The organism is Synechococcus sp. WH 8016, assembly GCF_000230675.1.
Classification (GTDB): Bacteria; Cyanobacteriota; Cyanobacteriia; order PCC-6307; family Cyanobiaceae; genus Synechococcus_C.
Window position 1 is genome coordinate 12,384 of record NZ_AGIK01000003.1, and the last position, 17,238, is coordinate 29,621.

The 17,238-nt window shown below is 57.0% G+C and carries 18 protein-coding genes; 9 read left to right on the forward strand and 9 right to left on the reverse strand.

Going from position 1 to position 17,238, the window contains the following annotated elements:
• Window positions 1-46: 46 nt before the first annotated feature.
• Complete coding sequence (locus SYN8016DRAFT_RS08590) at window positions 47-847, forward strand: response regulator transcription factor (RefSeq protein ID WP_006853969.1); 801 nt, start codon at window positions 47-49, stop codon at window positions 845-847.
• 10 nt (window positions 848-857) lie between these two features.
• Here the strand turns inward: SYN8016DRAFT_RS08590 and SYN8016DRAFT_RS08595 are convergent, their stop codons facing one another.
• From SYN8016DRAFT_RS08595 to SYN8016DRAFT_RS08605, 3 genes are read right to left on the reverse strand one after another with little or no spacing between them, the layout of a single operon-like run.
• Window positions 858-1,841 (reverse strand): DNA polymerase III subunit delta', encoded by a 984-nt coding sequence (locus tag SYN8016DRAFT_RS08595; protein ID WP_006853970.1) that lies wholly within the window; start codon window positions 1,839-1,841, stop codon window positions 858-860.
• Window positions 1,838-2,488: a dTMP kinase gene (tmk, locus tag SYN8016DRAFT_RS08600; RefSeq protein WP_006853971.1), complete on the reverse strand. Its 651-nt coding sequence runs from the start codon at window positions 2,486-2,488 to the stop codon at window positions 1,838-1,840. The genes SYN8016DRAFT_RS08595 and tmk overlap by 4 nt, the downstream gene beginning before the upstream one ends.
• Before the next feature lie 2 nt (window positions 2,489-2,490).
• Window positions 2,491-4,836 carry a cation-translocating P-type ATPase gene (locus SYN8016DRAFT_RS08605; protein ID WP_050802728.1) on the reverse strand — a complete coding sequence of 782 codons (2,346 nt, stop codon included), beginning with the start codon at window positions 4,834-4,836 and terminating at the stop codon, window positions 2,491-2,493.
• A gap of 37 nt (window positions 4,837-4,873) precedes the next feature.
• Between SYN8016DRAFT_RS08605 and SYN8016DRAFT_RS08610 the strand changes: the two genes are divergently transcribed.
• A complete protein-coding gene (locus SYN8016DRAFT_RS08610) occupies window positions 4,874-5,422 on the forward strand; it encodes a photosystem I assembly protein Ycf3 (protein ID WP_006853973.1) in 549 nt (182 codons plus the stop codon).
• 3 nt (window positions 5,423-5,425) lie between these two features.
• On the opposite strand, the gene radA is transcribed toward SYN8016DRAFT_RS08610, so the two are convergent.
• Entirely contained in the window at window positions 5,426-6,823 is a 1,398-nt protein-coding gene (gene radA / locus SYN8016DRAFT_RS08615) for a DNA repair protein RadA (protein ID WP_038014211.1), read from the reverse strand.
• Between the two features lie 91 nt (window positions 6,824-6,914).
• Here radA and rpaB point away from each other — a divergent pair, with 91 nt between their 5' ends.
• The 5 genes from rpaB to SYN8016DRAFT_RS08640 all read left to right on the forward strand — a co-directional run bounded on the left by rpaB (window position 6,915) and on the right by SYN8016DRAFT_RS08640 (window position 11,668).
• On the forward strand, window positions 6,915-7,661 hold the full coding sequence (rpaB, locus tag SYN8016DRAFT_RS08620) for a response regulator transcription factor RpaB (protein WP_011620489.1): 747 nt from the start codon (window positions 6,915-6,917) through the stop codon (window positions 7,659-7,661).
• Window positions 7,642-8,982 carry a phosphate acyltransferase PlsX gene (gene plsX, locus SYN8016DRAFT_RS08625; protein WP_038014213.1) on the forward strand — a complete coding sequence of 447 codons (1,341 nt, stop codon included), beginning with the start codon at window positions 7,642-7,644 and terminating at the stop codon, window positions 8,980-8,982. Before rpaB ends, plsX begins: the two co-directional genes overlap by 20 nt.
• An 81-nt stretch (window positions 8,983-9,063) precedes the next feature.
• Entirely contained in the window at window positions 9,064-10,053 is a 990-nt protein-coding gene (locus tag SYN8016DRAFT_RS08630; protein ID WP_006853977.1) for a beta-ketoacyl-ACP synthase III, read from the forward strand.
• A 28-nt stretch (window positions 10,054-10,081) separates the two neighbouring features.
• Window positions 10,082-10,978: an ACP S-malonyltransferase gene (fabD, locus tag SYN8016DRAFT_RS08635; RefSeq protein ID WP_006853978.1), complete on the forward strand. Its 897-nt coding sequence runs from the start codon at window positions 10,082-10,084 to the stop codon at window positions 10,976-10,978.
• Window positions 10,979-10,984: 6 nt separating this feature from the next.
• Window positions 10,985-11,668 (forward strand): 1-acyl-sn-glycerol-3-phosphate acyltransferase, encoded by a 684-nt coding sequence (locus SYN8016DRAFT_RS08640; protein WP_006853979.1) that lies wholly within the window; start codon window positions 10,985-10,987, stop codon window positions 11,666-11,668.
• On the opposite strand, the gene SYN8016DRAFT_RS08645 is transcribed toward SYN8016DRAFT_RS08640, so the two are convergent.
• From SYN8016DRAFT_RS08645 to SYN8016DRAFT_RS08655, 3 genes are read right to left on the reverse strand one after another with little or no spacing between them, the layout of a single operon-like run.
• Window positions 11,647-12,234, reverse strand: coding sequence for a YdcF family protein (locus SYN8016DRAFT_RS08645; protein WP_006853980.1), 588 nt, complete (start codon window positions 12,232-12,234; stop codon window positions 11,647-11,649). The genes SYN8016DRAFT_RS08640 and SYN8016DRAFT_RS08645 overlap by 22 nt on opposite strands.
• Window positions 12,234-12,857, reverse strand: coding sequence for a tRNA (adenosine(37)-N6)-threonylcarbamoyltransferase complex dimerization subunit type 1 TsaB (tsaB, locus tag SYN8016DRAFT_RS08650; protein WP_006853981.1), 624 nt, complete (start codon window positions 12,855-12,857; stop codon window positions 12,234-12,236). The genes SYN8016DRAFT_RS08645 and tsaB overlap by 1 nt, the downstream gene beginning before the upstream one ends.
• Complete coding sequence (locus SYN8016DRAFT_RS08655; RefSeq protein WP_038014214.1) at window positions 12,854-13,105, reverse strand: Ycf34 family protein; 252 nt, start codon at window positions 13,103-13,105, stop codon at window positions 12,854-12,856. The genes tsaB and SYN8016DRAFT_RS08655 overlap by 4 nt, the downstream gene beginning before the upstream one ends.
• Here SYN8016DRAFT_RS08655 and SYN8016DRAFT_RS08660 point away from each other — a divergent pair.
• Window positions 13,098-14,315, forward strand: coding sequence for a CCA tRNA nucleotidyltransferase (locus SYN8016DRAFT_RS08660; protein WP_006853983.1), 1,218 nt, complete (start codon window positions 13,098-13,100; stop codon window positions 14,313-14,315). The genes SYN8016DRAFT_RS08655 and SYN8016DRAFT_RS08660 overlap by 8 nt on opposite strands.
• Before the next feature lie 71 nt (window positions 14,316-14,386).
• Window positions 14,387-14,827 carry an RNA-binding protein gene (locus tag SYN8016DRAFT_RS08665; protein ID WP_006853984.1) on the forward strand — a complete coding sequence of 147 codons (441 nt, stop codon included), beginning with the start codon at window positions 14,387-14,389 and terminating at the stop codon, window positions 14,825-14,827.
• A gap of 22 nt (window positions 14,828-14,849) precedes the next feature.
• Here SYN8016DRAFT_RS08665 and SYN8016DRAFT_RS08670 read toward each other — a convergent pair whose 3' ends face one another.
• Window positions 14,850-15,758 carry a phytoene synthase gene (locus SYN8016DRAFT_RS08670; protein ID WP_006853985.1) on the reverse strand — a complete coding sequence of 303 codons (909 nt, stop codon included), beginning with the start codon at window positions 15,756-15,758 and terminating at the stop codon, window positions 14,850-14,852.
• Between the two features lie 3 nt (window positions 15,759-15,761).
• The gene (pds, locus tag SYN8016DRAFT_RS08675; protein ID WP_006853986.1) at window positions 15,762-17,180 is read right to left on the reverse strand and encodes a 15-cis-phytoene desaturase; all 1,419 of its coding nucleotides are present in this window, start codon (window positions 17,178-17,180) and stop codon (window positions 15,762-15,764) included.
• Window positions 17,181-17,238: the final 58 nt, after the last annotated feature.

Sequence of the window (17,238 nt, forward strand, 5' to 3'; positions counted from 1 at the left end):
ATGACGCGGCCTTACCTCGTCCAACTGTTTTTTCGCCAGCATTTAGATGAAGCCTTCCATCCTGCTGATCGAAGACGACCGGGACATGAGCGAACTGGTAGGCGGCCACTTAGAGCACAGTGGTTTTGATGTTCAACGCGCCGACGACGGTATTAAGGGTCAGGCTCTCGCACTGCAATACACCCCTGATTTAATCCTTCTCGATTTAATGCTGCCCAATGTGGACGGTCTCACGCTCTGCCAACGACTGCGCAGAGATGAAAGAACAGCTTCCATTCCAATCCTGATGTTGACAGCTTTAGGTGGCACGAAAGACAAGGTGAGCGGATTCAATTCAGGAGCTGATGATTACCTCACAAAACCCTTCGACCTCGAAGAGCTTCAAGCACGCGTGAAAGCACTTCTGAGGCGTAGCAACAGAGCTCCTATCGGAACATCCGGGAATCATCACGAAATTCTTAGTTATGGACCGCTAACCCTGGTACCAGAACGTTTTGAGGCCATTTGGTTCGATCATCCCGTCCGCCTCACCCACCTGGAATTCGAGCTTCTTCATTGCCTGCTCCAACGTCATGGTCAAACGGTTGCTCCCTCTCTCATCCTCAAAGAGGTTTGGGGTTATGAGCCAGATGACGATATCGAAACAATTCGCGTTCACGTCCGTCACCTACGCACCAAATTAGAACCAGACCCACGCAAGCCCCGTTTTATCAAAACGGTTTATGGAGCTGGGTACTGCCTTGAACTGCCCACCGGGTCTCAACTCGATGGACTGCAAGATGTGCTCGCTCAAGCGCGCCAAGATCGAGAGCAAAAAGCTGAAGCCACGAATCGGGCAACCGCTTGATCTTGAGCGCTTAGAGCCCCATCAAATCCAGAAACGTCACTTCCCAGGCCAATCTGGGTTGCACAAACGAAAGCAATTGAACGCGTAATTTCTCGAGTTTTCTGAGAATTTGCTCGTTCTTTTGCTCCCTCCAATGGTGCTGTTGTAGCCAATTGATGAGCCAAAGCTGTTGCTCACCATCAAGGGCCTCAGTGAGATCACGAGCGAGGCCGAGGGCTTCAATCGGCTGGGTTGGCAAGGCGTGCAAACGTCCCATCAAATCGGCAGAAACCCTGGACCACTGCTTGACATGACCCAATAGCGCGCCTGGAGAGCCCCCAGCCATTGCAACCAACTCAGGCTGCATGAGCGCTTGCTTTGCAGACTCTTGGTCGACCTCAGCGGGCAAACGTTGGAGCACGGACTGCATGTCTTCCACACTTAGCTGGATCAATCGAATCAACTGACAGCGGGATCGAATCGTGGAGAGCAACCGTTCGGGAGCCGCTGACAACAAAATCAACACTCCATGGCCTGGTTCCTCAAGCGTTTTGAGCAGAGCATTCGCGGCGGCTTCCGCCATCGCTTCAGGCTCCTCAAGCACAACAAGACCTCGCGACGACTCCAGCGGTTGCCGTGACAAAAAACGACTGATGTCGCGAATCTGATCCAACCTCACAAGGGGAGGGGTTCGCCGACTCACGCCGGCCTCTTCAGCTTCAGAGCGGGAGAGCAAACGTCCCTGATGGCTGTAGCTGGGTTCGACCCAGAGGAGATCAGGGTGGTTGCGCTCTGCCAAGCGACGCCGCTGGCGCGGATTGCACTGGCCTTCACTGAGCACACCCTCGAGGAATCTCAAAACAGCCAGGCGACGGCCTACGCCTTCTGGACCAGCGAAAAGATAGGCAGGAGCGAGGCGGCCTTGCTGCAGAGCTGCCCTTAAAAGGGTCTCAGCTAGAGGCTGGCCCACCAAATCAGCAAACAGATCCTGCTCTTCGCGCAACAACTGGCTCATGACTGCCAAGCTGCCGCCCGGGTGAGCAAGGCCGTTTGAATCGCCTCCGCAACCTCCAGACGCGGACGGTCAGCCACAACCGACACCCAGCCTCGCGTCTTAGCCAAATCAGAGAAACCCTTGGCAACGCGCTCTAAGAAAGCAAAACCTTCCGCTTCCATTCGATCTTCCTCACGACTTCCGCGGCGCTGAACGCTCAATTCCAAAGGGAGATCAAGCCAGATCGTCATGTCGGGGCTGAGCCCTCGCGTGGCAATGCGTTCAAGCTCAGTGATAAGCACACGGTCGAGACTTCGTCCATATCCCTGGTACGCCATCGTCGATCCCGTGAACCGATCACTGAGCACCCAATCACCCCTCTCCAAAGCAGGCTGAATCACTCGGTCCACATGCTGAGCACGATCCGCTGCATACATCAACAACTCTGCTGTTGGCCCCGGGTCAGCATCTTGAGGGGGGTGGAGCAGAAGCTCACGCAGGCTTGTCCCCAAGGCCGTTCCTCCCGGTTCTCGAGTGACAATCAGCTGAGACCCCGCGGGCATCAGTCCGCTCGTCGGGAGCCAACTCGATAGCTGCTGAAGCTGGGTGGTTTTGCCACAACCATCAATGCCCTCCAGCACCAGCAGTCGTCCCTTGCTCCTGCCCATGGTTAACGAAGCCGCAGGCTGAGGGCATTCAGCACAACTGACACCGAGCTGAATGCCATAAGCAACGCTGCTAAGGGCGGGGACAGGAGAAGTCCAAAGCCGGGCAGAAGCACACCAGCAGCAATCGGCAGGGCAATGAGGTTGTAACCAAAAGCCCAAATCAAGTTCTGACGGATCTTGGACATCGTTCGCTTCGCCAAGCAAAGGGCCTCTGGCACCGCTTCAAGCCGGTCACCAAGCAGCACAAGATCAGCCGTGTCCTGAGCGATTTGCGTGCCTGTGCCGACGGCGATGCCGAGGTCGGCTGCCGCCAAAGCGGGGGCATCGTTGATTCCGTCACCCACCATCGCCACAGCACCCTGGTCTCTCAAAAGCTCAAGCCGTTCAAGCTTTTGATGCGGCAAGAGCTGCCAAGCCAGATCAGCGTCTGCAAAGCCAAGCTCACGTCCCACCCGTTCCACGGTCTGGCGACGGTCTCCACTCAGCATCGCGACGGACTGGCCCTGATCTCGTAAGCGCTGGATAGCGAGCGATGCATCCGGGCGAAGTCGATCGTCGACGGTGACGAGACCCAGTGGATTTTCAGCCAAAGCAACAGCCACTAACGACTGCCCACGCTGGACAGCCGAATCGAGGGTTTGTTGCTGTTGCTCCGTCCAGGACACCCCTTGATCCCGCAGCCATTCGGGAGAACCAACGCGGACCAGACCTTCCACTCCCTGCAAACGACCTTCCATCCCCGCACCCGGAGTGGTGCGGCTGGACTCAACCCCTAGAAGAGGCAACTGAAGCCGCTGTGCCTCCTGCAACAGCGCATGGGCGAGTGGATGCCGGCTGGTCTGCTCAAGGCTGGCCGCCAACTGAAGCGTCTGCGGTGGATCCTTGCTCGCCAACACCGAATCAACCAGAGGCCGGCCAAGGGTGAGCGTGCCTGTTTTATCGAACACCATGCGCTGCACGGAGGCTGCCAGCTCGATCACATCACCGCCTCGAAACAACCAGCCCTGCTTCGCGGCCAAGCCTGACGAGACGGTGATGACGGTGGGAGTGGCTAATCCCAAAGCACAAGGGCAAGCCACCACAAGCACCGCAATGGAGAGTTGGAGAGCGAGACCAAGAGGCGTCTCAGCTCCCGCACCAAGAGAGCCGTGGAGACCATGCGCATGGCCGTGATCCATCAAGGCCACAGGGACATCAAGGACCTGAGGCCAAAGACGACAACCGACCTGCCACCAGAACAGGAACGTGAGAATGGCAAAACTCACCACCGCATAACAAAACTGGCCGGCTACACGATCGGCAAGCCCCTGAATCGGCGCTTTTCTTGCCTGGGCTTGCTCCACCAAATCAATGATCCGAGCCAGAGCGGTTTCACGACCAATCCGCTGCACCTCAACCATCAGGGTGGCTTCCAGATTGAGGCTGCCGGAACTGAGCTCAGCGCCTGGAGAAGCATCCAGCGGTAAGGGTTCACCCGTCAGGCTGGAAAGATCCACAGCCGAATGCCCCTCACGCACGATTCCATCCACCGGGACGCGGTCGCCGGCCAAAAGCTGAACACGCTCTCCTGGCCGAAGCGCCGAAACAGGCACCTCACGGATCGTGCCATCGTCCATCAACAGCCGCGCCACATCAGGCTGGAGAGCCGCTAAGTCCTGCAGCGCCCGGCCCGTGCGGCGGCGCGCCCGCTCTTCAAGAAAGCGGCCGAGCAACACAAAGCCCAGGAGCATGACCGGCTCGTTAAAGAAGCAGGGCCAACCCACCTGAGGCCAAGCCAAAGCGACCAAGCTCGCCAGGTAGGCACTTCCAACGCCCAGGCTCACCAGGGTGTCCATCGTCGGCACCCCCATGCGGGCGGCTCGCCATCCGGCGATGAGAATGGGTCGCCCAGGCCCCACCAAAGCAACCGTGGCCAAGCCGGCGTGAAAAGGGAGCGAACCAAGAGGTGGAACGTGGACGGTTCCGGCTTCAGCCAGATGCCCCACCACGGACAACACGAGCAGCACAAGCGCAACGATTAACTGACGCCACTGCTGCCACCACCCCCAACTGCGATCAGCCTCAACCGCTGCACCAAATGCATTGGTCTCACGAGGCTGGGCACGGAAACCTCGCGCCGTTAAAGCCTCAACAACACCATCAAGATCCGCAACGGCATCGTCTTCAAAACGAAGCCAAGCGCTGCGGGTTACCAGATTCACGCTGGCTTCACAGACCCCGGGTTGATCCAGAAGTGTGCGTTCGACCGAACGAACACAACCACCACACTTCATGCCATCCACGTCCAAAAGCATCGTGGGTGGTGAATTTGTGGCGCTAGCGGAATTTGTCACAACTGCAGAACGCATCAACGAACGCTAGGCAGGGCTGCTGATTGCAGTCAGGATGGGAACACACCTTTTTTGGCTTCCTGTGCCGCGCAGCAATCGAAACGACAACTTTATCGACAAAAGCTTCACGGTCATGGCCGATCTGATCGTGAAGCTACTGCCGATTAATGCCCGTGCCAAAGAAGCTTATGTGTACTACCGCGACGGCCTCTCCGCCCAGAACGACGGCGATTACGCCGAAGCCTTGGAAAACTACGAGGAAAGCCTGAAGCTGGAGGAGAACGCGATCGACCGGGGCGAGACCCTCAAAAACATCGCCATCATTTACATGAGCAATGGCGAGGAAGAGCGGGCGCTGGAGACCTACCAAAAGGCCTTGGATGAGAACCCCAAGCAACCGTCATGCCTGAAAAACATGGGTCTGATTTATGAAAAAAGAGGTCGTACAGCCGAGGAAGAGGGGCGTCGTGATGATGCCGATGGCTGGTTTGACCTGGCAGCTGACGTTTGGACCCAAGCCGTCAGGCTGAATCCTGGTGGCTATCTCGATATCGAGAACTGGCTGAAATCAACTGGCCGCAGCAACGTCGACGTGTACTTCTGAACCTCATGCTTGGTCGTCAGCAGGGTTAACGCCAAGGGCAAGAACCAGCGCTTCCGTGATCGAACCAGCTTGGTGCAGCTCCAAATCCACGCTGGCCTGCCCTTTGGCGAGTCCACAGCCTTTGGGAACCACGGCTCGTCTGAATCCAAGACGGACAGCCTCTTGCAAGCGCAACTCCAACTGCCCAACAGGCCTGAGCTGACCACCAAGGCCAAGTTCACCCAGCAGGACGGTCCCTGCCGGCAAGATGAGATCGCGATAACTCGCCACAACAGCTGCAGCCACGCCCAAATCAGCCGCAGGCTCCTCCACATCAAGACCACCCGCTACAGCTAGGTAGCAGTCGAAACGTGAGAGGGGCAGGCCCATGTGCTTTTCGAGCACCGCAAGGATCTGATGCAATCGATTCACGGCAATCCCTGTAGCCGTCCGTCTTGGACTCGCATAGCTCGTGGTGCTGACCAAGGCCTGAAGATCCACCACAAGAGGCCTGGTGCCCTCACAGGCCACGATCGTGGCGACACCGCTGGCCTCATCTCCACTCAGGAACAACTCACTCGGATTGTTGACCTCAACAAGACCTTGGCCCTGCATTTCGAACACACCCAGTTCATGGGTGGCACCAAAGCGATTTTTTACGGCACGCAGAAGTCGATGACTGGCAAAACGATCCCCCTCAAACGTGAGCACGGCGTCGACCAAGTGCTCTAGGACCTTCGGCCCTGCCAACATGCCCTCCTTGGTCACATGGCCGACAAGCAGCAAAGCTGTGTTCTGGCGCTTGGCCAATCGCTGCAGAGACGCGGCGCATTCCCTCACTTGAGCAACCGACCCTGGAGCACTCGACAGGTTGGCGTCATGCAGGGCCTGAATGCTGTCGATGATCGCCACATCGGGCCGCAGAGCCTCAAGCTCTTCCAACACCAACTCCAGGTCTGTCTCGGCAAGCAGTTGAAGCCCCTCGCTCTCTCCACCCAAACGCAACCAGCGCAACTTCACTTGCTGGGCTGATTCCTCAGCACTCACATACAAAACGGACAGCCGGTTCGCCATGACCGATGCGCTTTGCAGCAGCAGCGTGCTTTTGCCGATCCCTGGGTCACCCCCCACGAGCACGAGCGAGCCGGGGACGACGCCACCGCCCAAGACGCGATCCAATTCTGGATAACCGCTCTCAAGCCGCTGAATCGGGCGATCACCCAGATCAGACATGGCGGTGGAACGTCGCGCCACTGGAGCTGCTGCTGACTCGGCGGGCGCGCGTCTGCGCCGGCCGTCGGGTTTCGGAGCTGTTTGCTCAACCAAAGAATTCCAGCTGCCGCAACTGCTGCAGCGGCCAAAAAACTGTCGAGTCTGGGCACCACAGCTCTGGCAAACGAAGATTGAAGCGGGTCGGGACACGTCGAACTATGAAGAAAGTTGGCTTTCGGTGAAAAAACGGGGCCTCCGTCCACTTATCTGTAGCCAATACCTGTACGAAATAAGTTCGGATATGACGGCCACAGCCGCCAGCAAGGAAACGATTCTCGTTGTCGACGACGAGGCCAGTATTCGACGCATTCTGGAAACTCGTCTGTCGATGATTGGTTACAACGTTGTAACCGCCTGCGACGGCACTGAAGCTCTCGAAAGCTTTGAACAGTGCAATCCAGACCTGGTGGTCTTGGACGTGATGATGCCCAAGCTGGACGGCTACGGCGTCTGCCAAGAATTGCGCAAGGAGTCGGATGTTCCGATCGTGATGCTCACCGCCTTGGGTGACGTTGCAGACAGGATTACTGGCCTTGAGCTCGGTGCTGACGACTATGTCGTCAAACCGTTTAGTCCTAAAGAGCTAGAAGCAAGAATCCGCTGCGTTCTTCGCCGCGTTGAGAAAGAACAGGTGGCTGGCATCCCCAACTCTGGGGTGATTCAAGTCGCAGATCTCCGCATCGACACCAATAAGCGTCAGGTGTTCCGTGCGGATGAACGCATCCGCCTCACCGGAATGGAGTTCAGTCTCCTCGAACTGCTCGTGGGTCGCTCTGGTGAACCATTCAGCCGCGGTGAAATCTTGAAGGATGTGTGGGGATATACACCTGAGCGTCACGTGGACACGAGGGTCGTGGATGTTCACATCTCACGGCTTCGCTCCAAACTCGAAGACGATCCGGCCAATCCCGAGCTGATCCTTACGGCTCGGGGAACCGGTTACTTGTTCCAGCGCATCATCGATTCCGTTGCACCCGAAGGATCCTGAATTCAGCCCGGCCGACGAAGCCAGGAGCAAACCACGCCGATCGAAGGCGGTTAGAAGACTGGTGATTTGGTACCGGCGCAATAGCGCCGTGACCACCCTTGTTGATACCGCTACCACCTCTGCCAGCGCCGCGGGCAATGTGGCTGAATCGGTTGGATCGATGGCAGGGAGCGTCGTCACCAACGCCGGAAGCATGGCGGGACAGATGCTCCAACCGGTGATGGACCCCCTACGCCGCCTGCAAAGTTCAGAGGTCGGCGCTGACGGGCTGATCCATGAGCGTGATCGCCTTTGGGTCGCCGTGGATGGCATGGGTGGAGACCATTCCCCTGGGGAGATCCTGGACGGCTCTCTTCAAGCCATCGATCGGCTGCCCTTGCGGATTCGCTTTGTTGGCGAAACAAACCGTGTCCTGGAAGCTGCGGAGGCCTCTGGACTCACAGAACCGCTCAACAACGCCATCAATGCAGGGCACCTGGAGCTGATCCCCAGCGGCCCCTCCGTGGAAATGCACGAAGAAGCCACGGTTGTGCGCCGGAAGCGCGATGCCAGCATCAATGTCGCCATGGACCTGGTGAAGCGCGGAGACGCCTTGGCGATTTACTCCGCAGGAAATTCTGGTGCTGTGATGGCTTCGGCCATCTTTCGCCTCGGTCGATTAGCGGGTATCGATCGACCTGCCATTGGAGCTCTGTTTCCCACCAAAGACCCCGGCCAACCGGTGCTCGTGCTGGATGTAGGAGCCAACATGGACTGCAAGCCTGCCTATATGCATCAATTTGCGTTGCTCGGCAACATCTATTCGCGCGACGTTCTCCAAGTCGATCGCCCTCGAATTGGCTTGCTCAACATTGGCGAAGAAGAATGCAAAGGCAATGAACTCGCCCTACGCACCCACGAGTTACTGAAAGAGGAAACCCGTCTTCATTTCGCCGGAAATTGCGAAGGAAGAGATGTTTTATCCGGGGAATTTGATGTGGTGGTTTGCGATGGCTTTACGGGCAATGTGCTGCTGAAATTCCTTGAGTCCGTCGGCAGTGTTCTGCTCGGTGTGCTCAGGGCCGAATTACCGCGGGGACGCCGCGGCAAAGTTGGCTCAGCCTTCCTACGCAGCAATCTCAAACGCATCAAAAAACGGCTCGACCACGCGGAACACGGCGGCGCGCTTCTGCTTGGGGTGAATGGGATTTGCGTGATCGGTCATGGAAGCAGCAAAGCCCTATCTGTAGTGAGCGCTCTGCGCTTGGCACACTCCGCTGCAAGTCATGGTGTGATGGACGATCTCGCCGAACTCAGCAAGCCAGCACCGCTCAAAAGCTGAAGCCCCCTCGCTGGACTGTGATTGACTGACGCCACTCACAGCGCTTCCACATTGGCTGGATCTCCCCCACCCTTCCGTGGCATGGCTCTGGTCGCAAGTGGCAGCGCCCAGGCGAACCAAACCATCAGCAATGCTGACCTCAGCGAGCGGGTGCAGACCAGCGATGAATGGATTCGCACCCGCACCGGAATTCAGTCTCGGCGTGTCAGCACTCCGGATGAGTCGCTAAACGACCTGGCGATCCGTGCTGGGGCAAAGGCCCTGGAGATGGCCCACTGGGAGCCAGACACCCTCGACATGGTGTTATTGGCCACCTCCACCCCTGACGACCTCTTTGGATCAGCACCAAGGGTTCAGGCCGGATTGAAAGCGCACAATGCCGTGGCCTTTGACCTCACGGCGGCCTGCAGCGGCTTTCTATTCGCGCTCGTGACAGCCGCCCAGTATCTGCGCACTGGCGCCATGCAACGGGTGCTGGTGATCGGCGCCGACCAGTTGAGCCGATTTGTCGACTGGGACGACAGAAGCACCTGTGTGCTGTTTGGTGACGGGGCTGGCGCCGTTGCCCTCGAAGCCACTTCTGCAGAAGCGGACGGCTTGTTGGGTTTTCGGCTGCGCAGCGATGGCAGCCGCGGCCATTCCCTGACCTTGCCCCAGATCCCCACCAGTCTTCCCCTGGTCAACACCACGCGCCATCAATGCGGGGGCTATCTACCGATTCAGATGAATGGACAAGAGGTGTACAAATTTGCCGTGCGCGAAGTGCCAGCCATCCTCAAGGAGCTTCTAGAACAAACATCCACAACCCCAGAGCAGCTGGACTGGCTGCTGCTCCATCAAGCCAACCAGCGCATTTTGGATGCCGTGGCGGATCGATTTTCCATCCCTCACTCCAAGGTCTTGAGCAACTTGGCGAACTACGGCAACACCTCTGCCTCCACGATCCCGCTCATGCTTGATGAAGCTGTGCGCGACGGGCGCGTAGCCCCTGGTCACCTACTGGCCAGTAGTGGCTTTGGCGCTGGCCTCAGTTGGGGAGCCGCATTGTTGCGTTGGCAAGGTCCCGCTTAGGCTCCCAGCCATCTTTACCTGCCAACCGATGACGATCGCCTGGGTGTTCCCCGGACAGGGGTCTCAGAAGTCGGGCATGGCTGCGCCCGTGCTGACCCTTCCAGGAGCGGAAGAACGATTTGCACTCGCCTCCCGTCTGCTTGGCCGAGATTTGCTGGCGATCTGCCAAGGAGAACCCGATGGGGACGCTGATCCAGCCGATCTCAACGACACCAGCAACACGCAACCAGCGCTCTTCGTCGTTGAAAGCCTGATTGTGGATGAACTCCGCAGGCAAGAGCGCGAGCCCGCATTTGTCGCTGGCCATAGCCTCGGAGAACTGGTGGCCCTGTATGCCGCTGGTGTCTTTGATGTGACCACAGGCCTTGCGTTGATGCAGCGGCGCTCAGAGCTGATGGCAGCCGCTGAAGGCGGAGCGATGACTGCCGTCATCGGCTTTGACCGCGATCAGCTTGAAAGCCTTGTCAACAGCACGGCCGGCGTGGTGATCGCCAATGACAACAGCGCTGCGCAGGTGGTGATCTCAGGGACACCGGACGCTGTCAAAAGCGTGAGTGAGCAACTCACCTGCAAGCGCGCGATTCCCCTCGCCGTCTCCGGGGCCTTCCACTCGCCCCTGATGGCAGAAGCGGCTGCAGCCTTCAAGGACCATCTGGAGGGCCTGCCTTTCGAAGATGCTCGCGTCCCCGTGCTGAGCAATACCGATCCCACCCCCTGCAGCGACGCCGGTCAACTGAAGCAGCGCTTGTCTCAGCAAATGACCACGGGCGTTCGCTGGAGAGAAACCATGGAGTCGCTGAACTCAGCGGGAGTCGACACTTTGATCGAGATCGGGCCAGGGAAAGTGCTCAGTGGCTTGGCTAAAAGGTCCATGACGGGTGTCACAACTGCCCAGCTCTCGAGCTCCGCTGATTTGGGTCTCTAAAAAGCCATGTCTCGCCTTGTGCCGACCACGGACGACAGCTCGGCTGTTGTGACATCCATCACGCCTAAACCCAGCCTGGTCTACCAACTCGTTAGCTACTTGCTGGTTTTTCCTGTCTTTCGAGGACTCTTAAAAGGTCGCACGAGCGGCAACGCTTTGGTGCCCCTTCAGGGGCCATTGGTGGTGGTTGCGAATCATGGCTCCCATCTCGATCCACCGTTGCTTGGCCACGCCTTGGGCCGTCCTGTGGCCTTTATGGCCAAGGCAGAGCTCTTCCGGATTCCAATCTTGGGGGCCCTGATTCGGGCCTGCGGTGCGTATCCGGTGAAACGGGGTGCCAGTGATCGAGAGGCAATTCGTACAGCAACAGCTCGGCTGGAAGAAGGCTGGGCCATTGGTGTCTTTCTGGATGGCACCCGTCAAACGGACGGCCGCGTGAATGAACCAAGACCAGGCGCAGCCCTCCTTGCAGCGCGCAGCGGAGCCCCCCTTCTCCCGGTGGCCATCATCAATAGCCATCGCGCCCTAGGCGCGGGGAGAAGCTGGCCAAGACTCGTTCCTGTTGAACTTCGCATCGGAGAGCCAATCCCTGCTCCTACAGGACGCAGGAAGCCAGATCTAGAGGCCACCACCCGGGAGCTTCAGCAGCGCATCAACGCCTTGATCGATCAAGGCGTCGGGAAGCCTTGAGGCCAATTCCGTAGCGCCCAAGGCTTGAGGTCCCGACCTGTGATGACCCAAGTCAGCGCCCGAATGCCATCACCCAAACGCTTGCCCCACGTCTCCTCACGACAAGAGGGCTGACAGGCCACAGGCACTCCCGTTAAGCGAATCCCCCGGCTTCCTGCCACAAGCCGTCCCACGGTCATGGCGCGGGGCAAATGATCTTCACTCGTCACCAAATAAACGTGCCGCACACCGTCGCGTTTCAAGTCGTCGACCAAAGAGGTGAAGTTACTGAAGGTGTCTTTAGCTCTGTAATCCAGCAAGACACGGCCCTGATCCATCCCCGCATCCCTAACGAGCCACTGTGCGTACTCCGGATTGCTGCCACCACTGACAACCAGGGGCAAAGACAATTGCTGAGCCAAGCGCAGTCCCACCCTTTCGCGATCGAGGTCTCCGCCCAGCACGAGAATCCGTTGAGGAGGCTGCACGGTGGTGAGGGCCTGACGAAACGGCCTTAAGGGGCCTGCAGTGCTTGCCCACGCCAGAGCCGCAAGGATCACAAACGTGGAACGCCAGCCTCGGGCCATCAGACAGGTCCCACCGGAGACGTGGGGTAAATGGGCAGCACAAGCTCCCAGGGCCCTGGAGCGGCCTCCTGCTCCCAGTGACAACAACGCTGGAGCAGATGCTGCACATCCGACGCAACATCCAGCTCCATGCTGAGAGCTGGAGAGGGGTCCTCGTCCTCGCTGAGCAAACGAGGACGTTCCAGCTCTTCCACCGGAATGGAGCCAGAGAGTAGGCGGTAGCGACCCGCCACTCGACCACGACGGGGAAGGGTCTGCACGATCGAGAAGGGCTCCAAAGCCTGACTGGCCGGCAAGGCCACGGATAACCGTGGGGCCATCAAAGCGAAACTGCTCTCACCGTGCAAAGGGCACCCCAACTGCTGGGCCAGGGTGCGTGCCATGACCACGGTCAAGCGAGTTCCCGTGAACCCTCCAGGACCTGTGCTCACAGCCAAACGGCCAATCGAAGCCCATTCCGCTCTTGGGAGCAGCTCCTCAACAGCAGAAATCAAACCATTGGTGAGCTGACGTCCCATCGAGCGAGACAGGATGCGAGTCCCCCCAGCAGGGTTTTCAGCGTCGCAAACGGCAAGACCAAGGGTTTCGCTCGAACTATGCAAAGCCAACAGCCAACGGCTCATCGAGGCAACTCCTGCTCAGGGCGCAACCGCTGCCATCGTCCGTAATCAGCCTCAAAGCTCGTGCAAGCGCGCACATCCCATTCCACGCCAACACCACCCTCGTTCAGGTCATGAAGACTGATATGAATGCGAGGTTCTTCAGGACACACGTCAGGCTTGTCATTGAGATGAGCCACACCATGCTGCCGCTCCACCGCGTGATAGGCCTGACAACGATCCACCCAGCGGCAATCCACGCAGATGCACATGCACCCCACCTCTGCAGAGGACTCCATTCTGGAGGGGGATGCCGGCCAGATGGCAGGTCAACTCATGACACGGCTGCAGCCACAACGCTGGCCGATCCCTCTCGATCGCTTCCCCGCAGGAACAGTGCTGGTGGGCGGAGCCGTCCGTGACGGATTGCTTAACCGTTTAACGGAGCATCCAGATCTCGACATGGTGGTTCCGGACGATGCGCTGGAACTGGTCCAAAAACTCTCTCAAGAGTTTGGAGGCGCCTGTGTGGTGCTTGATCGAGACAGGGACATGGCCCGCCTGGTTCTAGGAAGTTGGACCATCGATCTTGCAAGACAGGACGGTGATGATCTCACCGCTGATCTATTGCGAAGGGACTATCGAATTAACGCCATTGCTCTCACCCTCACGACGGAACCAAAACTGTTGGATCCCAGCGGTGGACTTGCGGATCTACGCGATCAACGCATTGCTGCCGTTCACGAACAGAACCTGCTGGATGATCCCCTGCGGTTGCTGAGAGCTCCAAGACTGGCCGCCGAGCTCTCGATGAGGATCGACGAGGCAACACTCGAGATGATCGCGCGCCATCGTCAGCAATTGCCCAAGGTGGCACCAGAACGGATACAAGCGGAGCTGCTGAAGCTTGTTCAAGCCAACAATGCCGATCAAGCGATCAGCTTGCTGCACTCTTTGCAATTGATCGCGCCATGGTGTTCCGATCAATCGCCAAAAACGTTCAACACACGCGCTTTAACAACAGAAGAACAACAACTCGCCCTGCCGCTAGCGCGCTTAACGCAGTTACTGAGTGATCAAGGCTTGCGCGATTTGCGGTTTAGCCGGAAGCAAATCCAACGCTGCTTGCGACTGAGAACCTGGTGGTTGAGAGATCAACAACAAAGCGCTGACACCCTGGAAGAGCAGGAGCGCTTAAAACTGCATCAAGAGCTTGAAGAGGATCTCCCGGCCTTCACATTGGCCTGGCCGTTGGAGCGTCAAAAGGAATGGCTCAGTCGCTGGCGTGACCAGGAGGACACCCTGTTCCATCCCAGTGCACCCCTGAATGGTCGAGCGTTGCAGGCGGAACTTGGCTTGCGTCCAGGCCCCGAGCTGGGGGAGCTGATTCATCATCTTTGCCTTGAACGGGCCTTCGGGCGGATTGGCAGCGAAGCCGAAGCCATTCAGCGCGCACGCGACTGGATTAACAGGCCGCTGTGATTAACTGACTTGCCTTAACGACAGCGATCGGCCTGATAGGCAGTTTTCTTCTCTCTCTCCCCCCCCGTCTCATGAGCGTGCGTCTTTACATCGGCAACTTGCCGCAAACATTCGAAGCCAAAGAGTTGGAGACCCAACTCACCAGCGTGGGGGAGGGAATCCGCTTCAAAACCGTGCTCGATCGAGAAACGGGAGCCTGTCGTGGCTTTGGGTTCGCCAATGTTGACGACGAAAAAGTTGCCGATGCTTTGATCGAGCAATTCAACGGCAAGGACTTCAATGGCAACACCCTGCGCGTAGAACGCTCTGAACGACGAGAGAGCAACGCAGGTGGCGGAGCTGGTCGTCGAGGCGGTCCCGGCGGCCCTGGCAATGCCCCAGGCTCGGCCCGGAAAGCTGTCAACAAGGTGGTTCACAGCGACGCAAAAGCAGAATCAGCACCCGATCCTCGCTGGGCTGGAGAACTATCCAAACTCAAAGATTTGCTGGCAGACCAGAAGACATCAGTCTGAGTTTCTTGAGCTTTGTGATCACTTAGCGAGACTGAGCGATCACAAAGCATCTTGGAAGTTCAAGAGCTTTGCTCAATTTGCCAACGAAGGCACGGCGATTGAAAACATCATAATTATTGCGTTCAATCGCATCGAGAATCCCCCTATAAAGGCGAAGAGACGTCCAAACAGGCCAGCGCGCGTCTGCTGACAACCAGCGGACCCCAGCTTCCGAGCGAACGAACCATTCTCTGGCACGAGCCAGCTGAAACATCATCAGCTCAATCCAAGCCTCATTGATCTTTCCGGCCAAAAGATCATCTTCACTGACTCCAAAGTGGCGGAGATCTTCTTGCGGGAGATAGATACGACCTCGCGCACGATCTTCACCAACATCACGAAGAATGTTGGTGAGTTGATTCGCAATCCCCAGGGCAACGGCTGCGTCAGAAGGATCAGGACACTCACTCCATGGAGCTGAGGTGTAAGCCTCATCAACACCCATCACTCCCTGAGTCATCAAGCCAACGGTTCCCGCAACGCGATAGCAATAGAGCTTTAAATCTTCAAAAGTGGGGTAGCGGGTCCAAGACAGATCCATGCGCTGCCCTTCAATCATGTCTAAGTAAGGCTGAATATCCTGCGGATATCGCTGCAAAGTGTCGTGCATCACCGCATCCAAATTGTCTTCAACAGAGCCGTCGAAAAGTGCTCTGGTTTTTTCTTCCCAACGATCGAGTCGCTCGGCAAGCTCCTCGACCGGACGTAATTGAGCCTCCTCGCTATCCATGAGTTCATCGGTCCGTCGACACCAGACGTAAATGGCCCAAATTGCCCGCCTCTTCTCAAGCGGCAACAACAACGTGCCCAAATAAAACGTCTTTGCCCACTCGGCTGTCTCAGAACGACAAGCCTCGAAGGCTGCATCGAGATCCGAAGCTGCGAGGGTCATGACTCAGGCCGAGACCGGCTCGCTGACAGAAGAAGATGATGACAGCTGATCATGCTTGCGGTCTACAGCCTCAGCACAAAGTTTGCCGCTCAACACAGCACCCTCCATAGAAGCCAGATAGCGCTGCATCGTGTAATCACCTGCCAAAAAGAAGTTTTTGATGGGAGTCGTCTGATCAGGTCGAAGCTGCTGACAGCCAGGCGTCGTTTTGTAGACAGACAAAGGTGTTTTTACAACCTTTGACTTACGAAGCTTTGCAGGATTGTCAGTCCCAAAATGCATGGGGAACAATTTCTTAAGTTCGCCCATTGTTGCTTCAATAATATCCTCATCACTCCGGCCAATCCAATCCTTCGCAGGTGCAAAGACAAGCTCAAGCATTGAACGATCCGGGTCCTCATACTCCTTACACGCAATACTCATATCGGCATAAACACTCAGCAGAGGTGAACGGCTGAACAGCAAATGATCGATGTCCGTCAGCTTTCGATCAAACCAGAGATGAATATTGATCACCGGCACTCCGCGGAGACCATCCAACTTGCGAAAGACATCCATTTGTTGCCATGCCTCTGGTACCAGCAGCTTGAACGGATCCACAGGAAGTGCGCTCACGTAAGCATCAGCAACAAGATCAAAACTTTCCTTCCCCTTTACTCCTCCAATATGAAAAGCAGCAACGCTTCCATCAGCGTTGAGTTTAATCTCTCTCAATGGGCTATCCAGATGAACTTCACCGCCTAACGATTGGACATGTTCCACAATTGGGTCGCAAAGACGTTCTGGAGGTGCTCCATCGAGAAAAGCCATCCGAGAGCCATTTTTTTCCTGTAAAAAACGATTGAGAGCTGTTAGTAAGACCGTGGATGAAATTTCGTCAGGATCAATAAAATTCAAAGCCTTGCTCATGGCAATGAAGACTTCATCATTCACACGCTCAGGAATGTTGTGAAGCTTGAGCCACTCAGTCCATGAATATTTATCGCACTCTTCCACATAACCCTGCCCCCTCAGCATTGCTGGCACCAGGCCAAGACCAAAACTGATTTTTTCTGGCCAAGACAGCATGTCGTTGTTTCCCAAAATTGCCGCAACACCATTAATAGGTGCCGGTAAGTCTGGAAAATCAAAACGACTATAAGTACCAGGCTCCTCTGGCTGATTGAAAATCATCGAGTGGCTCTTCCATTGGAGCCTGTCCTCAATATTCAGTTCTTTGAACAACTGCAGCATGTTCGGATAGGCCCCGAAAAAGATATGCAAACCCGTTTCGTACCAGTCGCCGTCTTCATCCTTCCAAGCAGCAACTTTCCCGCCAAGCACGTCCCTGGCTTCCATGAGGATGGGGGTATGACCGGCGTCCGCCAGATATTTCGCACAGGAGAGACCCGCCAGACCTGCTCCCGCAATGGCGATACGCATGCTTCAAACCACAATTTGAAGACAACCTTAAAAGGATCACGGCCCGGTTCGCTTCCTA

What these genes read in the sequence shown, in the direction of transcription:
- SYN8016DRAFT_RS08590 (WP_006853969.1), top strand. Translation starts at nt 47, where the DNA reads ATGAAGCCTTCCATCCTGCTGATCGAAGACGACCGGGACATGAGCGAA.
- SYN8016DRAFT_RS08655 (WP_038014214.1), bottom strand. Translation starts at nt 13,105, where the DNA reads ATGTGCATCTGCGTGGATTGCCGCTGGGTGGATCGTTGTCAGGCCTAT.
- SYN8016DRAFT_RS08610 (WP_006853973.1), top strand. Translation starts at nt 4,874, where the DNA reads ATGGGAACACACCTTTTTTGGCTTCCTGTGCCGCGCAGCAATCGAAAC.
- tmk (WP_006853971.1), bottom strand. Translation starts at nt 2,488, where the DNA reads ATGGGCAGGAGCAAGGGACGACTGCTGGTGCTGGAGGGCATTGATGGT.
- SYN8016DRAFT_RS08665 (WP_006853984.1), top strand. Translation starts at nt 14,387, where the DNA reads ATGAGCGTGCGTCTTTACATCGGCAACTTGCCGCAAACATTCGAAGCC.
- SYN8016DRAFT_RS08605 (WP_050802728.1), bottom strand. Translation starts at nt 4,836, where the DNA reads ATGCGTTCTGCAGTTGTGACAAATTCCGCTAGCGCCACAAATTCACCA.
- SYN8016DRAFT_RS08660 (WP_006853983.1), top strand. Translation starts at nt 13,098, where the DNA reads ATGCACATGCACCCCACCTCTGCAGAGGACTCCATTCTGGAGGGGGAT.
- SYN8016DRAFT_RS08640 (WP_006853979.1), top strand. Translation starts at nt 10,985, where the DNA reads ATGTCTCGCCTTGTGCCGACCACGGACGACAGCTCGGCTGTTGTGACA.
- SYN8016DRAFT_RS08630 (WP_006853977.1), top strand. Translation starts at nt 9,064, where the DNA reads ATGGCTCTGGTCGCAAGTGGCAGCGCCCAGGCGAACCAAACCATCAGC.
- tsaB (WP_006853981.1), bottom strand. Translation starts at nt 12,857, where the DNA reads ATGAGCCGTTGGCTGTTGGCTTTGCATAGTTCGAGCGAAACCCTTGGT.
- SYN8016DRAFT_RS08645 (WP_006853980.1), bottom strand. Translation starts at nt 12,234, where the DNA reads ATGGCCCGAGGCTGGCGTTCCACGTTTGTGATCCTTGCGGCTCTGGCG.
- SYN8016DRAFT_RS08595 (WP_006853970.1), bottom strand. Translation starts at nt 1,841, where the DNA reads ATGAGCCAGTTGTTGCGCGAAGAGCAGGATCTGTTTGCTGATTTGGTG.
- rpaB (WP_011620489.1), top strand. Translation starts at nt 6,915, where the DNA reads ATGACGGCCACAGCCGCCAGCAAGGAAACGATTCTCGTTGTCGACGAC.
- SYN8016DRAFT_RS08670 (WP_006853985.1), bottom strand. Translation starts at nt 15,758, where the DNA reads ATGACCCTCGCAGCTTCGGATCTCGATGCAGCCTTCGAGGCTTGTCGT.
- pds (WP_006853986.1), bottom strand. Translation starts at nt 17,180, where the DNA reads ATGCGTATCGCCATTGCGGGAGCAGGTCTGGCGGGTCTCTCCTGTGCG.
- fabD (WP_006853978.1), top strand. Translation starts at nt 10,082, where the DNA reads ATGACGATCGCCTGGGTGTTCCCCGGACAGGGGTCTCAGAAGTCGGGC.